The organism is Microbacterium sp. ACRRU (assembly GCF_022346945.1).
GTDB lineage: Bacteria > Actinomycetota > Actinomycetes > Actinomycetales > Microbacteriaceae > Microbacterium > Microbacterium mcarthurae.
The window spans coordinates 185,617-209,153 of the sequence record NZ_JAKRNI010000002.1 but is presented as its reverse complement, the minus strand read 5'-3'; the positions used below and the strand labels follow the sequence as shown (position 1 = coordinate 209,153).

Below are 23,537 nucleotides of genomic sequence, written 5' to 3'. Positions count from 1 at the left end.
ATCAATTCCCCAAGGTGAGCATGCCCCGTAACCTCCCTCCACGCTCCCGCCGCGCCACCGAAGGCCCGCGCGCGTCCGTCCGTCAGCTGCTGCCCTTCCTGCTCGAACACACCCGCGCGCTCGTCGTCGTCGCGGTGCTCAGCGTCCTCGGAGCCGGTGCGACTCTCGTGCAGCCCGTTCTCGTGGGCGAGGTCATCTCCCGCGTGCAGGAGTCGATTCCCCTCGGCCCGCTCGTCTGGCTTCTCGTCGGCTTCGTCGTGCTGTCCTCGCTCATCTCGGGGTATCAGCACTACCTGCTGCAGCGCACGGGCACCGCCGTCGTGTACTCCAGCCGGCGGCGCCTGATCGCCCGCATCCTGCACCTGCCGATCAGCGAGTTCGACGCGCGCCGCACGGGCGACCTCGTGTCCCGCGTCGGCACCGACACGACCCTGCTCTACGCCGTCCTCACGCAGGGCCTCGCGGATGCCGTCGGCAACGCGCTCATCCTCGTCGGGGCGATCGTCGCGATGGCGTTCATCGACCCGCTGCTGCTCGGCCTGATCGCCCTCGTCCTCGGCGTGTCGATCGCGACCGTCGGCCTGTTGAGCACGCGTATCCGCGCCGCGTCGGCCGCGCAGCAGGCGAAGGTCGGCGAGCTGGCGTCGGGCGTCGAGCGCGCTGTCGGGTCGATCCGCACGATCCGCGCCGCGGGCGCGACCGAACGCGAGGTCGCGTCCGTCACCGGCGCCGCCACCGAGGCCTACGGCGCGGGCGTACGGATCGCGAAGGTGTCCGCCCTCATCGTGCCCGTGGCCGGGATCGCCCTGCAGGTGTCCCTCCTGGTGGTGCTGGGTGTGGGCGGTTTCCGCGTGGCATCCGGGGCCATCGACGTCGCGGCGCTCGTGACGTTCGTGATCTTCCTGTTCCTGCTCATTCAGCCGCTCGCGTCGGCCATCGGCGCGATCACCTCGGTAAACCAGGCGCTGGGTGCGCTCGGGCGCATCCAGGAAGTGCTCGACCTCCCCCAGGAGGAAGACGACGACCGCCCCGGCTCTGTGGAACCCCGCCCGAATGCCGCGGCGATCGAGTTCCGCGACGTCCGCTTCCGCTACCCGGACCACGTCATCCAGGCGCGCGAGGCCGCCGCTCGCGAGGCGCGCAACGTGCTCGCGCAGGCGCACCTCGACCGGGCCGCGGACGAGACCGCCGCCGAGGCGGAGGAGAGCGAACGGGAAGTGCTGCGCGGGGTGTCGTTCACCGTTCCCCGCGGGTCTCGCGTCGCCCTCGTCGGCCCGTCGGGCGCGGGGAAGAGCACCGTGCTCTCCCTCGTCGAGAGGTTCTACGACCCCACCGGCGGCGCGATCCTCGTCGACGGCATCGATGCCCGTGAGCTCCCCCGCGACGAACTGCGCGCGCGCTTCGGCTACGTCGAGCAGGACGCCCCGACCCTGGCCGGCACGATCGCCGACAACCTCCGGCTGGCCTCGCCCGAGGCATCCGACGCCGACTGCGAGCGCGTGCTGCGAGCCGTGAACCTCGGCGATGTGCTCGAACGCAGTCCGCTCGGCGTGGACGCGCCCGTCGGCGAAGACGGCGTCATGCTCTCGGGCGGCGAGCGTCAGCGGCTCGCGATCGCGCGCGCGCTGCTGGCCGCTCCCCCGGTGCTGCTGCTGGACGAATCGACGTCATCCCTCGACGGCGTGAATGAACAGCGCATGCGCGACGCGATCGACGCCGTCGCCACCGGCCGCACACTGCTGGTCATCGCGCACCGCCTGTCGACCGTGGTCGACAGCGACCTCATCGTGGTGCTCGAGAACGGCCGGGTGGTCGGGCAGGGCACGCACAGCGAGCTCGTCGCATCCGTTCCTCTCTACCGCGATTTGGCGAAACACCAGCTTCTGGTGTGAGCCCCCGTGCGCGGCCGCGCGGCGGGATGAGCCCGGGGTACGTCGCCACCCTCCCGCATAAACGCGATCCCCGCGCGGAAACACGATGCGCACGCGTTTATGCGCGCGGAGAGCGTTTATGCGTGAAGGGCGCCGCTCCCGCACGTCGCAGAGCGCGCGTCCGCGGACAGGACGACGCCCCTCCCGCGCGCCAAGAGCAGGGAGGGGCGTCGAGTCGGGGGCCCGGCCCGCGCCGCGATGAGCGGAGCGAGGCGAGCGGGTCGGAGGATCAGACCCGCTGCAGGCGGTACCGCAGCGCAGCGAGCTCGGTGCGCAACGCGGCGGGGAGGTGGCTGCCGAAGGTGTCGAAGAACTCCTCGGTGAGGTCGGCCTCGGCCAGCCACGATTCGGTATCGATCGCGAACAGCTCGGCCAGGTCGGCCTCGGGGAGGTCGAGACCGGTGAGATCGAGATCCTCGACGCGGGGCAGACGCCCGATGGGGCTGTCCACGGCTTCCACCTGGCCGTCGACGCGGCGGATGATCCAGTCGATCACGCGCGCATTGTCGCCGAAACCGGGCCACAGGAAGCGGCCGTCGTCGTCCTTGCGGAACCAGTTGACCTGGAAGATTCGGGGGGCGCGATCGAAGCGGAGCTTCTCGCCCACCTTGAGCCAGTGGCCGAAGTAGTCGCCCATGTTGTAGCCGCAGAACGGCAGCATCGCGAACGGGTCGCGGCGCAGCTCGCCGACGGTCCCCTCTTGCGCGGCGGTCTTCTCGCTCGACACCGTCGAGCCGAGGAAGACGCCGTGCGACCAGTCGGTGGCCTCCAGCACGAGCGGCACGTTCGTGGCGCGCCGGCCGCCGAACAGGATGACATCCAGCGGAACGCCCTCGGGGGTCTCCCAGTCGTCCGCGATCTGCGGGCACTGCGCGGCGGCGACGGTGAAGCGGGAGTTGGGGTGCGCGGCCGGACGACCCGACGCGGGCGTCCAGTCGTTGCCCTCCCAGTCGGTGAGGTGCGGCGGCGCCTCGTCGGTCAGACCCTCCCACCACACGTCGCCATCGGGACGCAGGGCGACGTTGGTGAAGATCGTGTTGCCCCACAGCGTCTCGACCGCGGTGACGTTCGTCGACTCCCCCGTGCCGGGGGCGACACCGAAGAACCCCGCCTCGGGGTTGATCGCCCACAGACGCCCGTCCTCACCGGGACGGATCCACGTGATGTCATCGCCGAGCGTCTCGACCCGCCACCCGGGGATCGTCGGCCGCAGCATCGCGAGGTTCGTCTTGCCGCACGCCGACGGGAACGCCGCGGCGACGTGGTACGCCTTGCCCTTCGGGTCGATGACGCGGATGAGCAGCATGTGCTCGGCGAGCCACCCCTCGTCACGCCCGATGACCGAGGCGATGCGCAGGGCGAAGCACTTCTTCGCCAGGATCGCGTTGCCGCCGTACCCCGACCCGTACGACCAGACCTCGAGGGTGTCGGGGAAGTGCACGATGTACTTCTCGTCGTTGCAGGGCCATGCGACGTCGGCCTCGCCCGGCGCGAGCGGAGCACCGACCGAGTGGACCGTCTTGACCCACGGCGCGCCCGCGGCGATCTGCTCGAGCACCGCGGTCCCGACGCGCGTCATGATGCCGATGGATGCCACGGCGTACGCGCTGTCGGTGATCTGGACGCCGATGTGGCTCAGCGGACCACCGACGGCTCCCATCGAGAAGGGAACGACGTACATGGTGCGCCCGCGCATCGAGCCCTCGAAGACGCCCTCGAGCGTCTGGCGGATCTCGGCCGGAGCGATCCAGTTGTTGGTGGGCCCGGCATCCTCTTCGCGCTCGGAGGCGATGTAGGTGCGCGACTCGAGGCGGGCGACGTCGCTGGGGTGGGAGCGGGCTAGGTACGAGCCGGGCCGCCACTCGGGGTTCAGCTTGATGAGCTTGCCCTCGTCGACCATCTCTCGCAGCAGGGCGTCGTTCTCCGCCGCCGAACCGTCGACCCAGTGGATGCGGTCGGGTTGGGTGAGCGCGGCGACCTGATCGACCCACGCGGTCAGCGCGGCCAGGCCCGGTCCTTCGAGGGAGGGACGGATGCCGCGACCGGCGGGTCGCGCCGAGTCCGTCGCGGCGGGGCGACCGGACGGACGTCCGGCGAAGATGTCGGCGAGTGCCATGTCGATCTCCTCGATTGAGAGCGAATTCGGTGGTCTTCCTCCACTGTGCGACTTTGCACGCCGACTTTCACCGGTCTTCGGTCGCAAATTCCTCGTTTCTTTCGCTATCGTCAAGGAATGGCGTCGTCGCTCGAACTGACCACTCTCGGACACCGCATCCGGCATCACCGCCTCGCCCGCGGGTACACCCTCGACGAGTTGGGAGCGCTCGTCGGCGTGGCCGGCAGTCAGCTCAGCCTGATCGAGAACGGCAAGCGGGAACCCAAGCTGTCACTCCTCCAGGAGATCGCCCGCGCGACCGAAACCGAGGTCACCGAGCTCCTCTCGACCGAACCGCCGAACCGGCGCGCCGCGCTGGAGATCGAGCTCGAACGCGCCCAGTCCAGCCCCTTCTTCCGCCAGCTCGGCATCCCCCCGATCAAGGTGAGCAAAGGCACGAGCGACGAAACGATCGAGGCGGTGCTGGGCCTGCACCGCGAGCTGCAGCGGCGGGAGCGCGAGACCATCGCGAGCCCCGAAGAGGCGCGTCGCGCCAACACCGAGCTGCGGCTGCGCATGCGCGGGATCGACAATCACCTGCCCGACATCGAACGGCTCGCCGAGAAGCAGCTGAAGGCCGCCGGACACGGCACCGGCGCACTCACGCACCGCACGGTCAGCATCATGGCCGAGCAGCTCGGCTTCGAACTCATCTACGTCAACGACCTGCCGCACTCGGCCCGCTCGGTCACCGACCTCGAGAACGGGCGCATCTACCTCCCACCGGCATCCATCCCCGGCGGGCACGGCCTACGGTCGATGGCGCTGCAAGCGATGGCGCACCGGCTCCTCGGCCACCGTCCGCCCACCGACTATGCGGATTTCCTCCAGCAGCGGCTCGAGATCAACTACTACGCCGCGTGCTGCCTCATGCCCGAGACCAGCTCGGTGGCCTTCCTGACGCAGGCGAAGAAGGACCGCAACCTCGCGGTGGAGGACTTCCGCGACGCGTTCGGCGTCACGCACGAGGCCGCGGCGATGCGCATGACCAACCTCGTGACGACCCACCTCGGCATCCGATTGCACTTCCTGCGCGTCGACGGTGACGGCGCGATCGCCCGCGTGTACGAGAACGACGGGCTGCCCCTGCCGAGCGACGTCACCGGGTCGGTCGAGGGGCAGATCGTGTGCAAGAAGTTCTCGGCGAGAGCAGCGTTCGACGAGCACAACCGGACCACCGAGCATTACCAGTACACCGATACGCCCGTCGGGACGTTCTGGTGCTCCACGCAGACCGGCACGACCACCGACGGCGACTTCTCGATCACGGTGGGCGTGCCCTTCGACGATGCACGCTGGTTCCGCGGGCGCGAGACGTCCAAACGCGGCGTGTCGCGCTGCCCCGACGAGTCCTGCTGCCGCCGGCCCGACGCCGAGGCCGCCGCGCGCTGGCAGGGCAAGGCGTGGCCGAGCGCCCGCGTGCACCGGCACATGTTCTCGCCGCTGCCGCGCGGAATGTTCCCCGGTGTCGACGACGCCGAGGTCTTCGCGTTCCTCGACCGCCACGCCTCCGCCCCCGACGCCTAGCCCCCGGCGCCCCAGTCACCGGGGCGTGAGGTGCCACGATTTGTCGCATTCATCGCCCCCGAAGCGACAAATTCTGGCGACTCGCGCGGGGACGACGGCGGATGCCACGTGCCCACGCCCCAATCGGGGCGGCGGGGCCGTGGCATCCGGGGGTCAGGCGAAGGGGTTCGCCGTCAGCGTGTACTTCGTCTGCAGGTACTCGTGGATGCCCTCGTCGCCGCCCTCGCGGCCGAGGCCGGACTGCTTCCAGCCGCCGAACGGGGCCGCCGCGTTGGAGACGACGCCGACGTTCAGGCCCATCATCCCGGTCTCGAGACGCTCGATCATGCGCTGGCCGCGCGCGAGCGACTCGGTGAAGACGTACGACACGAGGCCGTACTCCGTGTCGTTGGCGATGCGTACGGCGTCGTCCTCGGTGTCGAAGGGGACGATCGCCAGCACCGGCCCGAAGATCTCTTCGCGCAGGATGTCGCTGCCGGGCTGCACGTCCGACACGACCGTCGGCTCGAAGAAGGTGCCGGGGCCATCGACGGGCGAGCCGCCGGTGGTCACGGTGGCGCCCCGCTCGACGGCATCCCCGACGAGGGTCTTCGCCTTGTCGACCGCGCGGTCGTCGATGAGGGGCCCGATCTGCACGCCCTCTTCGGTTCCGCGGCCGATCTTCATCGCCTGAACGCGCTCGGTCACGCGGCGCGTGAACTCCTCCACGACGGAGCGCTGCACGATGAAGCGGTTGGCGGCGGTGCACGCCTGGCCGATGTTGCGGAACTTCGCCAGCATCGCGCCCTCGACCGCCTTGTCGAGGTCGGCGTCGTCGAACACGACGAACGGAGCGTTGCCTCCGAGCTCCATCGACGTGCGCAGCACGCCCTGCGCCGCCTGCTGCAACAGCTTCTGACCGACAGGGGTCGAGCCGGTGAACGACAGCTTCCGCAGGCGCGGGTCGGAGATGATGCGCTCGGAGACGGGGCCGGTGCTCGTGGTGGTCACCACGTTCACAACGCCCGCGGGCACTCCGGCATCCTGCAGGATCTGCGCGAAGAACAGCGTCGTGAGCGGGGTGAGGGTGGCGGGCTTGATGACGACCGTGCAACCGGCGGCGAGCGCGGGGGCGATCTTGCGGGTGGCCATCGCCAGGGGGAAGTTCCACGGGGTGATGAGGTAGCAGGGGCCCACGGGGTGCTGCGTGACGATCATGCGACCGGTGCCCTCGGGGTTGGCGCCGTAGCGACCCTGGGTGTGGGCGGTGACCTCGCTGAACCAGCGGAGGAACTCGCCGCCGTAGCCGACCTCGCCGCGCGCCTCGGCGAGGGGCTTGCCCATCTCGAGCGTCATGAGCAGCGCAACGTCTTCCTTGCGCTCCTGCAGCAGGTCGAACGCACGACGGAGGATCTCGGCCCGCTCCCGCGCCGGCGTCGCCGCCCAGGACGGAAACGCGTCGGCCGCGGCATCCATTGCCGCAACGCCGTCGGCGACCGAGGCGTCGGCGATCTCACGGATCACGTCACCGGTGGCCGGGTCGCTGACCTTCACGGTCTTGCCCCCCTCGGCCGGACGCCATTCCCCGGCGATCAACAGGCCGTTCGGTACGGATGCCAGCAGCTCGCTCTCACGCGAATCGGTCATGGGTCCTCCTGGGTCGGTGCGGGTCTCCCGCTCATTCTGGTCAGCCGGTGGAGCGGCGCCGATATACGTGTCGTACAAGCGCGACGTTCTGCTCGCCGCCGTGGAGCCCGGGCGCGGCCGGAGCTGCCCCGCCCGGCCCGGCGCGGCCCGGCGCGGCCCGGTCCGGCGCGGCCACACCGAGCGCGCCGCATAAACGCGATTCCCGCGCATAAACACGCCGTCCGCGCGTTTATGCGTGCGCATCGCGTTTATGCCGGGGTGGGTGCGGCCTGCGGCGCCGCGAGCGCCGGTGCCATCGCGCCGTCGAGGAAGCGCTCCAGCGCCTGCGGTTCCGAGAGCGGCAGGACGTGGGCGACGTACTGGTCGGGGCGCACCACCACCACGGCCCCCGCGGCGCCGATGCCGCGCTCGGCGAAGATGTCGGCGGTCGTCCAGGCCGAGGGCGTCGCGGCGAACACCTTCTCGAGATCGGTGAGCCCGAGCGGTCCCGAGCGCGGTCGGAAGAGCGCCGGCACGTCGGTGACGTCCTCCCACCGTCCGGGATAGACGACCTTCGCGTCGAACACCGCGTCGAGATCGGCACCCGCGGGCGTGAACCGCTCGACGATCCCGTGTGCGGCCTCGGCCCACGCCCGCAGCGCCGTGCCGTCGGCATCCGCGAAGGCGTACAGCCGCCAGCGCCCGTCGGCGCGCGCGTGGTGGCCGAGGTGCACGGGGTTGCCGTCGCACACTCGAACGACCTCGACACTCTTGAAGCGCTTCCCGACCGGGAATCCGGATGCCAGCTCCTGAGCCGCGTCCGCCCCGATGATCGGCGACGGACCGTACTGCGTCATGAACCCCGACGGGAACTCGGCGGTGGCGAGGTAGTACGTCGACAGCTCGTCGGGGTCGGTGATCTCGCCGGGCTTGCGCGCCATCAGCGACGACCATTCCCGGTCGAAGTCGATGAGCTGCTGTGCGACGGGGCGGCGCTCTGCGTCGTACGTCCGCAACAGATCGGTCGGCGCGAGGCCGGTCAACACGTGACCGAGCTTCCAGCCGAGGTTGAAGCCGTCCTGCATCGACACGTTCATGCCTTGCCCGGCCTTCGCACTGTGCGTGTGGCAGGCGTCGCCGGTGAGGAACACGCGCGGGTTGTCGAGGTCGTCGACGAACTGGTCGGTGACGCGGTGCCCCACCTCGTACACGCTGTGCCAGGCGACCTGCTTCACATCGATCGAGTAGGGGTGCAGGATCTCGTTCGCGCGGCGGATGATCTCCTCGAGGGGGGTTCGCCGCACCCGGTGGTCGTCGTCGTCGGCGACCTCTCCGAGGTCGATGTACATGCGGCTGAGGTACCCGCCCTCGCGCGGGATGTGGAGGATGTTGCCGGCGGCGGCGTTGATCGCGCACTTGATGCGCCAGTCCGGGAAGTCGGTCTCGACGAGGACGTCCATGACTCCCCACGCGTGCTGGGCGGCGGCGCCGGCGTGCGTCCGGCCGATCGACTGCCGCACGCCGCTGCGCGCGCCGTCGCAGCCGACGACGTACGTGGCGCGGACGGTGCGCTCGCCCTCGACCGTGCGCACCCGCACCTCGACGTCGTCGGCGCGGACGGTGAGCCCCAGGAACTCCACGCCGTAATCGGGCACGATGCGCGCCGGGCCGTGGGCGGCCGCTTCGGCGAAGTAGTCCAGGACGCGCGCCTGGTTGACGATCAGGTGGGGGAACTCGCTGATCTTGAGGGCGTAGTCCTCGGTGCGGGTGGTGCGCACGATGCGCTCGGGGGCGGCCGGGTCGGGGGCCCAGAAGTTCATCCAGCCGATGTTGTAGGCCTCGGCGGTGATGCGGTCGGCGAAGCCGAACGCCTGGAACGTCTCGACGCTACGGGGCTGGATGCCATCGGCCTGACCGAGCACGAGCCGCCCGTCACGCTTCTCGATGAGGCGGGTCGTGACCTGCGGGAACTGCGACATCTGCGCGGCGAGGAGCATTCCCGCAGGCCCCGACCCGACGATCAGCACGTCGACCTCGTCGGGGAGTTCCGCCGGTCGGTCGATACCGGTGCCCGCGGCGGGCTGGATGCGCGGGTCGCCGGAGACGTAGCCGTGATGGTGGAACTGCATGGTTCTCCTGACGTCGATGTCGGGTTGCGGGGCCGTCCGTTGCTGTTCTATATTCGAACGCGACGTTCAGCTATCGAACGAGAGGTTACTCGACCGATGCCGACACGGCAAGACGCCGCCCCTGCCTCGCAGACGCTGAGCCGTGGCATCCGGCTGCTCGAAGAGCTCTCCGCCGCCCGTACGCCGCTGTCGATCGACGACCTGGCCGCACGCGTGGGTCTGCACCGCTCCGTCGCCTACCGCCTGCTGCGCACCCTCGAAGACCACGGACTCGTCTCGCGGGATGCCACCGGCGCGGTGCGCCTCGGAACGGGCCTCGCCGCGCTGGCCGCCGGGGTCGCGGCCGACCTCCAGTCCGAGGCGCTGCCCGAGCTCACCGCCGCCGCCAACGACCTCGGCATGACGTGCTTCCTGGTGGTGCTCGACCACGACGAGTGCGTGACGCTCGCGAGCGTCGAGCCACGCCACGCCGTCACTGCCGTGGCGCAGCGCCCGGGCGCACGGCATCCAGTGACCCGCGGAGCGCCCGGCCGCGCGGTGCTCGCGCAGCTCCCGCCGCGGCTGTGGCCCGACGCCGTGGATGCACGCCTGGCCGCCGAGGTCGCCGAGACGGTGGAGCGCGGGTGGGCGACGAGTCACGACGAGGTCGTCCCTTCGCTCCGCGCGGTGGCCGTTCCGCTGTCGGTGCAGGGGCGCCCTCCCGCAGCCCTCGCCGCCGTCTACGTCTCGACGGAGGTCGACGACCCCGTGATCGCCGCGCGCCTCGCTTCGGCCGCCGAGTCCATCCGCCTCGGCCTCTGACCCACCCCCGCGCCCCCGCCCACACCCGTGCGTGAGGTGCCAGGATTTGTCGCTTGCGGGGTCCCGCAGGCGACAAATCCTGGCACCTCACGCGAGCTATACTCGCCCCGTCAGGCGCACGAAGCAGTGCGTCGCTGCTCGAAAAAGGGGCACGTAGCGCAGAACGAGCGCGAGACACATACGGCATCCATCCCGTTCCGTCTCGAAAGGCTTCGCCATGCCCTCTGTCTCCGCGCACGTCGCCCGCACCCTCGCCGCTCACGTCGACCACGTGTTCGGGGTGATGGGCAACGGCAACGCGTACTTCCTGGATGAGCTCGACCGCACCGGTGCCACCTTCACCGCCGTGCGGCACGAGGCCGGCGGCGTGGTGTCCGCCGACGCCTACCACCGCGCGAGCGGCCGGATCGCGGCCGCGACCGCCACCTACGGCGCGGGCTTCACGAACACGCTGACCGCTCTCGCGGAGGCGGCGCAGGCCCGCATCCCGCTCGTGCTCGTCGTCGGTGATGAGCCGACGTCGGGCCCACGGCCCTGGGGCGTCGACCAGATCGCGCTCGGTTCGGCGGTGGGGGTGCGCACGTACACCGTGGGCGAGCGGGATGCCGCGGCGACGACCGCCATCGCCCTCGAGCACGCCCTCACCTACCGCCGCCCGGCGATCCTCGCGATCCCGTACGACGTGGCCGCGCGCGATGCCGGAGAAGTCCCGCCTCCCGCGCCGCTCACCCTCACGACGCAGGCCGGACCCCCCAGCCCGTTCACGGCCGCAGCGCTCGACCGGGTCGCCGACGCGCTCTCCCACGCCGAGCGCCCGTTCCTCCTCGCCGGGCGCGGCGCCTGGCTCGCCGACGCCGGGGAGGCGCTGGGCGCGCTGGCCGAGGCGACCGGAGCGGTCACCGCCTCGACAGCGCTGGGCCGGGGCATCTTCCCCGACCGGCGCTACGACCTGGGCGTCACCGGCGGCTTCGGTGCCGAGGGCGCGATGCAGCTCGTGCGCGAGGCCGATGTCGCCGTCGTCTTCGGCGCCGGCCTCAACCAGTTCACGATGCGCTTCGGCGAGCTGTTCGCGCCGGGGACGCGCGTGTTCCAGGTCGACACCGCACCCTCGGCCACCCATCCGCAGGTCGGGGGTTTCGTGCGGGCGGACGCCGCCGATGCCGCCTCGGCGATCACCGCGCGCCTGCTCGCCCGCGGCACGCGACCGTCGGGATGGCGGGAGTCCCTGGACATCGCGGCGCTGTGCGCGCGCGACGCGGGCGACGGCGTCGCCCCCGACGGGCGCCTCGACCCGCGGACGGTCGCGGTCCGCATCGGCGAGCTTCTCCCCGAGGACAGGGTCGTGGTGTCGGACGGCGGGCACTTCCTCGGATGGTCGAACATGTACTGGCCGGTGGAGTCCCCCGACCGCGTGATGATGGTCGGCACCGCGTACCAGTCCATCGGGCTCGGGTTCCCCAGCGTGCCCGGAGCCGCCGCCGCCCGGCCGGACTCGACGATCGTGCTCACCACCGGTGACGGCGGCGGACTCATGGCCATCGCCGACCTCGAATCGGCCGTGCGCGTCGCCGGCGGCCGCGGTCTGGCGGTGGTGTGGAACGACGCCGCTTACGGGGCCGAGGTGAACCTCTACGGCCTGAAGGGACTGGCCCGCGAGCCGATGCTCATCCCGGAGGTCGATTTCGCCGCGGTCGCGCGCGGGTTCGGTGCGGAGGGGGTGGTCGTGCGCGACCTGGCCGACCTCGACGCCCTCGCCCGGTGGACCCAGCGCGACGCGGACGAGCGGCCGTTCCTCCTCCTCGACCTGCGCATCAGCGGCGGCGTCATCGCCCCCTATCAGCAGGAGATCATCCGCGTGAACTCCTAGCCCGACGGCGGAGCGGACCGCGTCGTCAGTCCAGCGGCGGCCGGCCGTTGGCGCTCGGCACGCCGATCAGCGGCACCCCGAGCACCACCGCGCCCCCGGTCGAGCTGTTCTCGACGCCGCCACCGGCGAGACCATCGGCTACGCCCCCGTGCACACGGCGGCCGAACTCGCACGGGCGGTGACCGCAGCGCGCGCCGCGCAACCCGCCTGGGCCGCGCTCACGCACGCCGAGCGGTCGGCGATCCTGCACCGGGCCGCCGACGAGATCGATGCCCACGCCGAGGAGCTCGCCCAGATCGTCGCTCGAGAGCAGGGGAAGCCGCTGGGATGGAGTTCGGGAAGGAAGGCCTCAAGGCCGTGGCCGCCCCGAAGGTGATCACGCGGTGACGATCATCGCCGGCACGTGCATCGGCGCGCCGGGTGGGCCTGCGCCCCACCGGCGCGCCGATGACCGGATCCGGGGAGGCGGCTCAGGACCGAGACATCCCGTAGATCGGCGAAACGGCCTGCTCGGCCTCGTGGTCCGGACCGAGCGGGATGCCGCGACGATCGCGCAGCAGCAGGGTCGCGATGAGGCCGAGCACGGCCATCCCGACGAGGTAGAAGGCCACCGACCACGTCGTACCGGTGGACTGCACCAGCGCGGTGGCGATGGTCGGGGCGAACGCGCCGCCGAGGATCGCGCCGATCGCGTACGAGATTGACACCCCCGAGAACCGCACGGAGGCGGGGAACAGTTCTGCGTACAGGGCCGCCTGCGGGCCGTACGTGAAGCCGAGGCCGACGGTCAGGATGAGGAGCCCGAGGAACACCAGCGCGATCTCCCCGGTGTTCACGAGCGGGAACAGCGTGACGGCGCCGATCGCGAGAGCGATCCAGCCGATGATGTACGTGGTGCGCCGACCGATGATGTCGCTCATCCAGCCGGAGAGCCATGTGAAGACGAGCCATCCGACGGACGCTCCGGCGACGGCCCACAGCACCGGGCCGCGGTCGAGCCCGAGCGGGCCGGCGGGGTTGGTGGCGTAATTCTGGATGTATCCGCCGGTGGACATGTATCCGGCCGCGTTGTTGCCCGCGAAGACGAACGCGGCGATGAGCACGAGGGCCCAGTGCTTGCGGAACAGCTGCACGATGGGCGTCTTGGTCTCTTCCCGGCGCTCGGCGAGCTCGACGAAGACGGGGCTCTCCTCGACGCGCTTGCGGATGTAATACCCGACGAAGATCAGGACGACGCTGAAGAGGAACGGCACGCGCCATCCCCACTCGAGGAAGGCGTCGCCGGGCGCGATGAGCGCCATGATCGCCATCATTCCGGATGCCAGGAGCAGACCGATCGGCACGCCGATCTGGGGCGATGCGCCGAAGAGTCCGCGCTTGTTCTTGGGGGCGTGCTCGACGGCCATGAGCACCGCGCCTCCCCACTCCCCACCGGCCGAGATGCCCTGCAGGATGCGCAGGAAGATCAGCAGGATCGGGGCTGCGACGCCGATGGCCGCGTAGGTGGGGAGCAGGCCGACGAGCGTCGTGGAAACGCCCATGAGGATCAGCGTGACCATGAGCACCACGCGGCGGCCGTACTTGTCACCGAAGTGTCCCGCCAGGAAGGCACCCAGCGGCCGGAACAGGAAGCTGAGCCCCACCGTCAGGAACGACAGGATGAGCGCGATCCCGGGGCCGGCGGGCTCGAAGAAGATCGCGGCGAACACGAGCCCCGCCGCCTGAGCGTAGATGAAGAAGTCGTACCACTCGACGGTCGTGCCGACCACCGTGGCGAAGACGACACGGCGCCGATCGGCGGGAGTGGAGATGGTACCGGTCGGCGTGAAGCCGCCCGCTGTGGGAGAGATTGGAGAACTCATCGTTGGGTGTCCCTCTGTCGACGTCGCTGTCAGTCGGTCGGTTGAACCGCCGCGTCAGATCATATACGATTTCGAATACGACGCAATGAGCAGCGAAGGAGCCTCATGAGCACGACGGATGCCGCAGACCCGCGCTTCGCCGCGCTGCCCGCCCGTCCCGGGAAGGTCATCGCGGTGCACCTGAGCTACCCCTCGCGCGCCCACCAGCGCGGCCGACGGCCCACCCACCCGTCCTACTTCCTCAAGCCGTCCAGCTCGATCGCCGCATCGGGATCGACCATCGAACGCCCCGCCGGCACCGAACTGCTGGCCTTCGAGGGCGAGATCGCCCTGGTGATCGGCGCGACCGCGCGGCGGGTCGCGGCCGACGAGGCATGGGGCCATGTGGCGGCGGTGACCGCGGCCAACGACTTCGGCGTCTACGATCTCCGCGCGAACGACAAAGGGTCCAACGTCCGGTCCAAGGGGCGTGACGGCTACACGCCGCTCGGCCCCCGGCTCATCCCCGCGGCGACCGTGTCGCCGACCGGCCTTCGCGTGCGCACGTGGGTGGATGGCGCGCTCGTCCAGGACGACACGACCGAAGACCTTCTGTTCCCGCTGACCCAGATCGTCGCCGACCTCTCGCAGCACCTCACGCTCGAACCCGGCGACGTCATCCTCACGGGTACGCCCGCGGGCTCGAGCGTCGTCCTTCCGGGGGCCGTGGTCGAGGTCGAGGTCGACGCTCCCGGCGTCGCCGAGTCGCCCAGTTCAGGCCGCCTGGTGACGACGGTCGTCCAGGGCGACGAACCGTTCGACGACACGCTCGGCTCCCTCCCCTCCGTCGACGACCACCAGCGCGCCGAGGCGTGGGGCTCGCGCGAGAGCGCGGGACTCCCCGCCGCACCCGCACCGTTCCGACTCACCGACGAACTGCGCGCGAAGCTCACGCGGGTCCCTGTCGCCGCGCTGTCGGGGCAATTGCGCAAGCGCGGATTGAACGATGTCTCCATCGACGGCGTGGCCGCGATGCATCCCGGGTCCACGCTCGTCGGCCTGGCTCGGACGCTGCGTTTCGTCCCCCACCGCGAAGACCTGTTCGCCTCGCACGGCGGCGGGTACAACGCCCAGAAGCGCGCCTTCGACAGCGTCGGAGAGGGCGAGGTCATCGTGATCGAGGCCCGCGGCGAATCAGGGTCGGGCACGCTCGGCGACATCCTGGCCCTGCGTGCGAAGGCCCGCGGCGCCGCGGGCATCGTGACCGACGGAGGCGTGCGCGACTACGCGGCCGTCGCCGCGGTGGGTCTCCCCGTCTTCTCGCGTGGACCGCACCCGGCGGTGCTCGGCCGCCGGCATGTGCCGTGGGACACCGATGTGGCGATCGGGTGCGGCGGCACCACCGTCCAGCCGGGTGATGTCATCGTGGGTGACGGCGACGGGGTCATCGTCATCCCGCCCGCACTCGTCGAAGAGGTCGTCGACGCCGCCCTCGCTCAGGAGGAAGAGGATGCCTGGATCGCGACGCAGGTCGCGGCGGGACACCCCGTGGACGGTCTCTTCCCGATGAACGCGCAGTGGCGCGCCCGCTACGAGAAGGAACGTTCGTGAGGGCCGCGGAAGTGACGCTCAGCAAGTCGCAGCAGGCGTACCACTGGATCAAGGACCGGATCGCGCGTCAGGAGTTCACCCCGGGATACCGCCTGGTGCTCGGTTCGATCGCGAGCGATCTCGACATGAGCGTGGTGCCCGTGCGCGAGGCCATCCGTCAGCTCGAGGCCGAGGGTCTCGTGACGTTCGAGCGCAATGTCGGGGCGCGGGTGTCGATGGTGGACGACTCGCAGTACCGGCACAGCATGCAGGCCCTCAGCATCCTGGAGGGCGCGGCCACCGCGCTGTCGGCACGGGCGCTGACCTCCGACGATCTCCACCGTGCCCGCGCGATCAACGAACGCATGATCGAGACACTCGAGCACTTCGACCCGCGCGTCTTCACCGCGTTGAACCAGGAGTTCCACGCGATCCTGTTCGAGCGTTGCGCGAACCCGCGCATGCTCGAACTCGTCCAGGCCGAATGGGCCCGCCTCGGGCACCTGCGCGACTCGACCTTCAGCTTCGTGCCGGGTCGCGCCGCAGAGAGTGTCCGCGAGCACGAGAACATCCTCCGCCTGATCGAGTCCGCAGCCCCCCTCGGCGAGATCGAGAAGGCCTCGCGCCGGCATCGCGCTGCCACCCTCGACGCCTACCTCATCCACGAACACCCCGACGAGGTCCTCGGCCTCCCGGCGGTCTGACACAGGAAAGCATCCCCATGAGCGACACACAGACGCTGCAGCGGACCATCCCCGCCGATCTGCCCGAGCGCATCCGTCACTACATCGACGGCGCCTTCGTCGACTCTGCCGACGGCGACACCTTCGACGTCCTCGATCCCGTCACCAACGAGACGTACGTCACGGCGGCGGCGGGCAAGAAGGCCGACATCGACCGCGCGGTCGCCGCCGCACGGAAGGCCTTCACCGACGGACCATGGCCTCGCATGCTCCCCCGCGAGCGTTCCCGCGTGCTGCACCGCATCGCCGACATCGTCGAGTCCCGTGACGCGCGGCTGGCGGAGCTGGAGTCCTTCGACTCGGGCCTGCCGATCACGCAGGCGTTGGGACAGGCCCGGCGCGCGGCCGAGAACTTCCGGTTCTTCGCCGACCTGATCGTGGCGCAGACCGACGATGCGTTCAAGGTGCCGGGCCGCCAGCTCAACTACGTCAACCGCAAGCCGATCGGCGTCGCGGGCCTCATCACGCCGTGGAACACACCGTTCATGCTCGAGTCGTGGAAGCTCGCCCCGGCCCTCGCCACCGGCAACACCGTGGTGCTCAAGCCCGCGGAGTTCACGCCGCTGTCGGCATCCCTGTGGGCCGGGATCTTCGAGGAGGCGGGACTCCCCGAAGGGGTGTTCAACCTCGTCAACGGGCTCGGCGAGGACGCCGGCGACGCCCTCGTGAAGCACCCCGACGTGCCGCTCATCTCCTTCACGGGAGAGAGCTCGACCGGGCAGCTCATCTTCGCCAACGCGGCCCCCTTCCTCAAGGGTCTCTCGATGGAGCTGGGCGGCAAGAGCCCCGCGATCGTCTTCGCCGACGCCGACCTGGATGCCGCGATCGACGCGACCATCTTCGGTGTGTTCTCGCTCAACGGCGAGCGGTGCACCGCCGGTAGCCGCATCCTCGTCGAGCGGGCCGTGTACGACGAGTTCGTCGAGCGCTACGCCGCGCAGGCCGCGCGAGTGAAGGTCGGTTACCCCGACGACCCCGAGACCGAGGTCGGCGCGCTCGTCCACCCCGAGCACTACGCCAAGGTCATGTCGTACGTCGAGCTCGGCAAGACCGAGGGCCGACTGGTGGCCGGCGGCGGCCGCCCCGACGGCTTCGACGAGGGGAACTTCGTCCAGCCGACCGTCTTCGCCGACGTCGCCCCCGATGCGCGCATCTTCCAGGAGGAGATCTTCGGTCCGGTCGTCGCCATCACGCCGTTCGACACCGACGACGAGGCGCTGGAGCTGGCGAACAACACCAAGTACGGCCTCGCCGCCTACGTCTGGACGAACGACCTGAAGCGCGCTCACCTGTTCGCGCAGAACGTCGAGGCCGGCATGGTGTGGCTCAACTCCAACAACGTGCGCGACCTCCGCACCCCGTTCGGCGGCGTGAAGGCATCCGGCCTCGGCCACGAGGGCGGGTACCGCTCGATCGACTTCTACACCGACCAGCAGGCCGTGCACATCACCCTCGGCCCGTCCCACAACCCGACCTTCGGCAAAGGAGCCTGAGATGACCGACCGCAGCCAGATGACCCGCACCTCCTCGGGCTTCTTCGTCTCCGCCGAGGCGCCGATCCGCACCGACAACCCCATCCCGACGCCCTCCTCCCCCGCGCCCGACATCCTGCGCTGCGCCTACATGGAGCTCGTCGTCACCGACCTCGCGGCATCCCGGGAGTTCTACGTCGACGTGCTGGGGCTCTACGTCACCGAGGAGGACGGCGACGCGATCTACCTGCGCTCGACCGAGGAGTTCATCCACCACAACCTCGTGCTGCGCCAGGGTCCGGTCGCGGCGGTCGCGGCGTTCTCGTACCGCGTGCGCAGCGCGGACGACCTCGACAAGGCGGTCGCTTTCTATTCCGAGCTCGGATGCCGGGTCGAGCGGCGCCGTGACGGCTTCACGAAGGGCATCGGCGATTCCGTGCGCGTGGAGGACCCGCTCGGGTTTCCGTACGAGTTCTTCTTCGACACCCAGCACGTCGAGCGTCTGTCGTGGCGCTACGACCTGCACACGCCGGGCGAGCTCGTCCGCCTCGACCACTTCAACCAGGTGACGCCCGACGTGCCGCGCGCCGTCAACTTCATGCAGACGCTCGGCTTCCGCGTCACCGAAGACATCCAGGACGACGAGGGCACGGTCTACGCCGCGTGGATGCGGCGGAAGCCCACCGTGCACGACACGGCCATGACCGGCGGCGACGGCCCCCGCATGCACCACGTCGCCTTCGCCACGCACGAGAAGCACAACATCCTCGCCATCTGCGACAAGCTCGGCGCGCTCCGGCGGTCGGATGCCATCGAGCGCGGACCCGGGCGTCACGGCGTCTCGAACGCGTTCTACCTCTACCTGCGCGACCCCGACGGCCACCGGGTCGAGATCTACACGCAGGACTACTACACCGGCGACCCCGACAACCCGGTCGTCACGTGGGACGTCCACGACAACCAGCGCCGTGACTGGTGGGGCAACGCGGTCGTGCCGTCGTGGTACACCGAGGCGTCGCTCGTCCTCGACCTCGACGGCAACCCGCAGCCGGTGCGTGCCCGCACCGACGCGAGCGAGATGGCCGTGACGATCGGGGCCGACGGCTTCTCCTACACCCGCGCCCCCGAGGCATCCCCTTCTCCCGAGTTCAAGCTCGGCAACCAGCTCTAACGAGGCGCGAGTCGCCAGAATTTGTCGCCCGGGCTCGCCCGGAGGCGACAAATTCTGGCGACTCAGGCCGAAAGACACGGAGGAACACATGCTCACCGAGCAGCAGATCGACCAGATCGCGGCCGAGCTCGCCGAGGCCGACCGCACGCACAGCATGATCCCGCGCATCACCGCACGGTTCCCGGATGCCACGGTCGCCGACTCGTATGCCATCCAGGGCCGCTGGCGCGACACGCAGATCGCGGCGGGCCGCACGCTCGTGGGGCGCAAGATCGGGCTGACCTCGAAGGCGATGCAGCAGGCCACGGGGATCACCGAGCCCGACTACGGCGTCATGTTCGACGACACGGTGTACCGCTCGGGAGACGACATCCCGGTGGAGCACTTCTCGAACGTCCGCATCGAGGTCGAGCTCGCGTTCGTGCTGAAGCAGCCTCTCGAGGGACCGGACTGCACTCTCGAGGACGCGCTGGCGGCGATCGACTATGCCGTCCCGGCCCTGGAGGTGCTCAATTCCCACATCGACCTCGAGGGCCGCACGATCGTCGACACGATCTCCGACAACGCCGCCTACGGCGCGATGGTCCTGGGCGACGTGCACAAGCGCCCCGACGAGATCGATCTGCGATGGGTGCCCGGCGTGCTCTCGCGCAACGGCGACATCGAAGAGACGGGTGTCGCTGCCGGTGTGCTCGGCCACCCCGCCACGGGCGTCGCCTGGCTGGCGAACAAGTTCGCGCAGCACGGCGCACGGCTCGAAGCGGGCGAGATCATCCTCGCCGGATCGTTCACGCGCCCGATGTGGGTGTCGCGGGGCGATAGCGTGCTGTGCGACTACGGACCGATGGGAACGATCGAATGCCGCTTCGTCTAGCTCCGACTTTCCGCGACCGCCTCGCGGAGTCGTCCCGCCCCCTCGCGGGGATGTGGGTCTGCTCGGGCAGCCCCCTAGTGGCCGAGATCATCGCGGGCTCGGGGACCGACTGGATCCTCGTCGACATGGAGCATTCGCCCAACGGCCTCACGTCGGTGCTCACGCAGCTGCAGGCCATCGCCGCCTACCCGGCGACACCGGTGGTGCGCGTCCCCATCGGCGATACGGTCACACTCAAGCAGGTGCTCGACCTCGGCGCCCAGAACATCCTCGTCCCCATGGTGTCGTCCGCCGACCAGGCCCGTGAACTCGTGGCGGCGGTGCGCTATCCGCCGCGCGGCGTGCGGGGCGTGGGGTCGGCGCTCGCGCGATCGGCGCGATGGAACCGCGTCGAGGACTATCTCGCCGCCGCCGACGACCACGTCTCGCTCTTCGTGCAGGTCGAGACGGCCGAGGGGGTCGACGCCGCGGGCGACATCGCGGCGGTGGACGGAATCGACGGTGTCTTCGTGGGGCCCAGCGACCTCGCGGCATCCCTGGGTCTTCTCGGCCGGCAGACGCATCCCGACGTCGTGGCTGCGGTCCTGCGGGCCTTCACCGCGGTGCGCGCGGCCGGGAAGCCGGTCGGCGTGAACGCGTTCGACCCCGATATGGCGGAGGCATACCGGGATGCCGGGGCGTCCTTCCTCCTCGTCGGCGCCGACGTCGCTCTCCTCGCCCGAGGCTCAGAAGCCCTCGCGGCCCGGTGGTCGTCGGGCGGCGACGCCTCCGACCGCGCCAGCTACTAGCCGCGGTCGGCTCCCCTCCGGCGCTCCCCGCGAGCGACCCGCGGCACCACCGGTCAGCGGGCGACGAGCTCTCGAGCCGCGAGCTCGGCGAGCACGCCATCGGCCCATTCGCGCGCGACCTCCGCGGCATCCATCGGCCCACCGGCATCGTGGCGGCCGTACTCCCCCACCCGCGTGGCGCCGCACGCGGCGAGCGCTTCGTCGATCATCTCGCTCCCCCGCGAATAGGTCTTCGTGTAGCTGCGGTCGCCGAGACCGAAAACGGCATAGCGGATGCCATCGAGCCCCGGCCGCTCGGACAGGAGCCGCTCACGTAACCCGCGCACGGTCGTGGGCAGTTCGCCGTCGCCGTAGGTCGAGCAGACAACGAGGTGCACTCGGCCGGGGTCGAGGTCGGCGAGGTCCAGGTCGCCGAGGTCGACGACCCGCGTCTCGGCGCGATCTCCGAGGTGGCGCGCGAGGTCTTCCGCAACGAGCTCGGCGTTCCCCGACTCGGTGCCGAAGAGGAGCGTGACGGGCACGCTGCTCTCCCCGCCCGTTTTGGAGCGCGACACCGCAACCGTCGGGAGCGGGGTCGACGTGTCGGCCGCGGCGGCGAGCAGATCCTCCCGCGTGCGGAGCTTGGCCCGCACGCGGCCGGGCGCGGCCCGGAGCGTCTCGCGCGCGTCGATCCGTCGCCATCCGTCGAAGTCGACGTGATCGGGGAGGTCGAGGGCCGCGAGACCTGCCGCTCCGCCGGTGATCGCGCCCTTCGCCACGTCGTCGGCGAGGACGCGGGCGAGGCCTCTCGCGTCGGCGCGCTGATCGGGGATCGTGCCGCGCGGGCCGCGGCGCAGCCAGCCGGCCACGTAGAGTCCGGGCTCGATGCGCCCGTCCGGGTAGGCGCCGGGCTCGACGAGGGTCGTCGGATCCGCGGCGAATCCGACGGCGGTGACCACTGCGTCCGCGTCGAGCCGCACCGCGCCGTCGGCGCCGCGAAAACGCACGCCCTCCGCCGATGCCGAACCTTCGATCGCCTCCGGGGTGAGACCGAACCACCAGTGCACCTGCACCCGGGCGGTTTCGTCGGCGGCGCGCTCGAGCGTCCGGACGGCGTCGACACGGGCGTCCTTGCCCTCGGGCACCGCCGTGAGGTCGGTTCCGTGCACCGTGTGGCCGATGCCCGGGATAGCGGCGAGTTCGCGCACCATGACGGGGTCGAACTTGGCGGTCTCCGGCGCGGAACGCCCGACGACGTGCACGACACGGACATCGCCCGCGACGCGCCCGTGCACGGCGTCGTCGACGTCGCTCCCGTCGAGGTCCGCGCCCGTGCGAGCGATCAACCGCACGACGTCGAGCGCGACGTTGCCGTGGCCGATCACCACCACGCGAGGGCCGAGCGCGACGTCGTCACCGTGATGGTCGGGGTGCCCGTTGAGCAGTCGGGTCAGTGCCCCGGCACCCACGACCCCGGGAAGGTCGGCGCCCGGTACGGTGAGGCGCGCGTCAGCCGAGACACCCGAGGCGAGCACCACGGCGTCGAAAGCGGAGCGGAGCGCGTCGAGCGGGACGTCCTGCCCGACCGCGACGCCGCCGTGGAATCGCACGCCCTCCTCAGTGAAAAGGCGGTCGAACTGCCGCGACACCGACTTGGTGCCCTGATGGTCGGCGGCGACTCCGTAGCGCACGAGACCGTAGGGCACGGGCAAGCGATCGAAGACGTCGATCTCGGCGTGGGGGAAGGAGCGCCGAACCGCTTGCGCGGTGAAGCAGCCGGCGGGGCCCGAGCCGACGATCGCCACGTGGGGAACCATTGCCGCCGGGACGGCGGACGGCGTCTCGGCGAGGGGCACACGAGCGGCAGCCGACGTGTCCCAGGTGACGGGAAGCTCCAGCATCCCGCGGAACACCCACCCACCGATCACGGCCGGGCGTTCCGGGTGCAGATCCACGCTGCGGAGGCGCTCGAACAGACGCGGCAAGCCGACGGTCGCCACCTCCGCCTTGGCGACCCAGGCGCCCAGGCACACGTGGACACCCTTGCTGAAGGCGAGGTGCGGCTTGACCTCGCGGCGGATGTCGAACTCCGCGGCATCCGCCCAGACGTTCTCGTCCCGGTTGGCCGAAAGGATGCAGATGCCGAGCTTCGCCCCGGCGGGAAGCCGCACCCCGGCGAGCACGGTGTCGGTCGTGACCTGACGCGAGTACAGCCCGATGGGTGCGATCCAGCGGATGGCCTCGTCGAACACCGCGGGCCAGAGGGAAGGATCGGCCTCGACCGCGCGGCGTTGGTCCGGGTGCTCGAGCAGAGCCCACGCGGCGACACCGAGGGCGTCGCGCGGCTCGTTGAGGCCGCCGCCGATCGTCATCTTGATGTTCGCGCGGATCTTCTCGATCGGCATCTCGTAGTCGGCGATGCGCAGCAGCGTCGAGATGAGCGAGTGATCGGGGTGCTTCGCGTGCCACGCGAGCATCTCGTCGAGGGCGGCGTCGACCTCGTCGAAAGAGCGCTTGCCCTTGGTCCACACCTCGGGGTCGTCGGCGTAGTTGCCGGTCGCGTCGATCAGCGTCTGCGACCAGCGCTGCAGATCTTCCTGGTGCACGTTGTGGAAGCCGAGGATCTCGCGCAGGTTCTCCGCCGCATACGGCGCCGCGAAATCCCAGATGATGTCGGCACCCGGCCCCTTGGCGAGCATCTCGTCGAGGTAGCGGTCCGCGTTGCGTTCGAACACGCTGGTCCACGTGCGCTTGACGACGCCCGGCCGCAGCACCGGTTGCCAGGCCTTGCGCTCGGGGTAGTGCTCCGGATCGTCACGGCGCAGCATGGAATGCCCCATGGCACGGATCTGTAGCGAGCCCTCCTCGTTCGCCGAGAACGTCTCCTGGTCGAACTCGGTCGTGTGCACGGCGTCATAGGTCGTGATGAGGTAGCGGCCCACGCTCGGAACCCAGTGCACGCCGCCTTCGGCGCGCAGTCGGTCGTAGATGGGGAACGGGTCGCGGTACAGGTCCGGGATCGTCACCCAGTCGGCGATCGGGGCGGGTCGGCTCACGGTGCACT

Annotated in this window: 16 protein-coding genes; 11 read left to right on the top strand and 5 right to left on the bottom strand. The window is 70.5% G+C overall.

The genetic code is table 11. The annotated features are described in order from the left end of the window. Positions 1–20 precede the first annotated feature (20 nt). Positions 21–1,892, top strand: coding sequence for an ABC transporter ATP-binding protein (locus MHY30_RS02645; RefSeq protein ID WP_239274954.1), 1,872 nt, complete (start codon positions 21–23; stop codon positions 1,890–1,892). A gap of 268 nt (positions 1,893–2,160) precedes the next feature. On the opposite strand, the gene MHY30_RS02640 is transcribed toward MHY30_RS02645, so the two are convergent. Then, entirely contained in the window at positions 2,161–4,047 is a 1,887-nt protein-coding gene (locus MHY30_RS02640; RefSeq protein ID WP_239274953.1) for a phosphoenolpyruvate carboxykinase (GTP), read from the bottom strand. Positions 4,048–4,164: 117 nt separating this feature from the next. Between MHY30_RS02640 and MHY30_RS02635 the strand changes: the two genes are divergently transcribed. Then, on the top strand, positions 4,165–5,613 hold the full coding sequence (locus MHY30_RS02635; RefSeq protein ID WP_239274952.1) for an XRE family transcriptional regulator: 1,449 nt from the start codon (positions 4,165–4,167) through the stop codon (positions 5,611–5,613). Between the two features lie 153 nt (positions 5,614–5,766). Here MHY30_RS02635 and MHY30_RS02630 read toward each other — a convergent pair whose 3' ends face one another. After that, positions 5,767–7,239 (bottom strand): NAD-dependent succinate-semialdehyde dehydrogenase, encoded by a 1,473-nt coding sequence (locus MHY30_RS02630; protein ID WP_239274951.1) that lies wholly within the window; start codon positions 7,237–7,239, stop codon positions 5,767–5,769. A gap of 248 nt (positions 7,240–7,487) precedes the next feature. After that, a complete protein-coding gene (locus MHY30_RS02625) occupies positions 7,488–9,347 on the bottom strand; it encodes an FAD-dependent monooxygenase (RefSeq protein WP_239274950.1) in 1,860 nt (619 codons plus the stop codon). 96 nt (positions 9,348–9,443) lie between these two features. Between MHY30_RS02625 and MHY30_RS02620 the strand changes: the two genes are divergently transcribed. From MHY30_RS02620 to MHY30_RS02610, 3 genes are all read left to right on the top strand, one after another. Further along, positions 9,444–10,148 carry an IclR family transcriptional regulator gene (locus MHY30_RS02620; protein ID WP_239274949.1) on the top strand — a complete coding sequence of 235 codons (705 nt, stop codon included), beginning with the start codon at positions 9,444–9,446 and terminating at the stop codon, positions 10,146–10,148. Between the two features lie 217 nt (positions 10,149–10,365). Then, a complete protein-coding gene (locus MHY30_RS02615; protein WP_239274948.1) occupies positions 10,366–12,015 on the top strand; it encodes a thiamine pyrophosphate-binding protein in 1,650 nt (549 codons plus the stop codon). Positions 12,016–12,163: 148 nt separating this feature from the next. Further along, positions 12,164–12,391: an aldehyde dehydrogenase family protein gene (locus MHY30_RS02610; protein ID WP_374204580.1), complete on the top strand. Its 228-nt coding sequence runs from the start codon at positions 12,164–12,166 to the stop codon at positions 12,389–12,391. Between the two features lie 94 nt (positions 12,392–12,485). On the opposite strand, the gene MHY30_RS02605 is transcribed toward MHY30_RS02610, so the two are convergent. Further along, the gene (locus MHY30_RS02605) at positions 12,486–13,877 is read right to left on the bottom strand and encodes an MFS transporter (RefSeq protein WP_239274947.1); all 1,392 of its coding nucleotides are present in this window, start codon (positions 13,875–13,877) and stop codon (positions 12,486–12,488) included. A gap of 105 nt (positions 13,878–13,982) precedes the next feature. Here MHY30_RS02605 and MHY30_RS02600 point away from each other — a divergent pair, with 105 nt between their 5' ends. From MHY30_RS02600 to MHY30_RS02575, 6 genes are all read left to right on the top strand, one after another. Then, positions 13,983–15,467, top strand: a complete 1,485-nt coding sequence (locus tag MHY30_RS02600; protein ID WP_239274946.1) for a fumarylacetoacetate hydrolase family protein — start codon at positions 13,983–13,985, stop codon at positions 15,465–15,467. Then, positions 15,464–16,150 (top strand): GntR family transcriptional regulator, encoded by a 687-nt coding sequence (locus MHY30_RS02595; protein WP_239274945.1) that lies wholly within the window; start codon positions 15,464–15,466, stop codon positions 16,148–16,150. The genes MHY30_RS02600 and MHY30_RS02595 overlap by 4 nt, the downstream gene beginning before the upstream one ends. A 17-nt stretch (positions 16,151–16,167) precedes the next feature. Beyond that, on the top strand, positions 16,168–17,682 hold the full coding sequence (gene hpaE, locus MHY30_RS02590; protein ID WP_239274944.1) for a 5-carboxymethyl-2-hydroxymuconate semialdehyde dehydrogenase: 1,515 nt from the start codon (positions 16,168–16,170) through the stop codon (positions 17,680–17,682). A 1-nt stretch (position 17,683) separates the two neighbouring features. Beyond that, on the top strand, positions 17,684–18,832 hold the full coding sequence (hpaD, locus tag MHY30_RS02585; protein WP_239274943.1) for a 3,4-dihydroxyphenylacetate 2,3-dioxygenase: 1,149 nt from the start codon (positions 17,684–17,686) through the stop codon (positions 18,830–18,832). Between the two features lie 88 nt (positions 18,833–18,920). Next, positions 18,921–19,706: a 2-keto-4-pentenoate hydratase gene (locus MHY30_RS02580; RefSeq protein WP_239274942.1), complete on the top strand. Its 786-nt coding sequence runs from the start codon at positions 18,921–18,923 to the stop codon at positions 19,704–19,706. After that, the gene (locus MHY30_RS02575; RefSeq protein ID WP_239274941.1) at positions 19,691–20,494 is read left to right on the top strand and encodes an HpcH/HpaI aldolase/citrate lyase family protein; all 804 of its coding nucleotides are present in this window, start codon (positions 19,691–19,693) and stop codon (positions 20,492–20,494) included. Before MHY30_RS02580 ends, MHY30_RS02575 begins: the two co-directional genes overlap by 16 nt. 53 nt (positions 20,495–20,547) lie before the next feature. Here MHY30_RS02575 and MHY30_RS02570 read toward each other — a convergent pair whose 3' ends face one another. Beyond that, positions 20,548–23,529, bottom strand: coding sequence for a cytochrome P450 (locus MHY30_RS02570; RefSeq protein WP_239274940.1), 2,982 nt, complete (start codon positions 23,527–23,529; stop codon positions 20,548–20,550). Positions 23,530–23,537 lie beyond the last annotated feature (8 nt).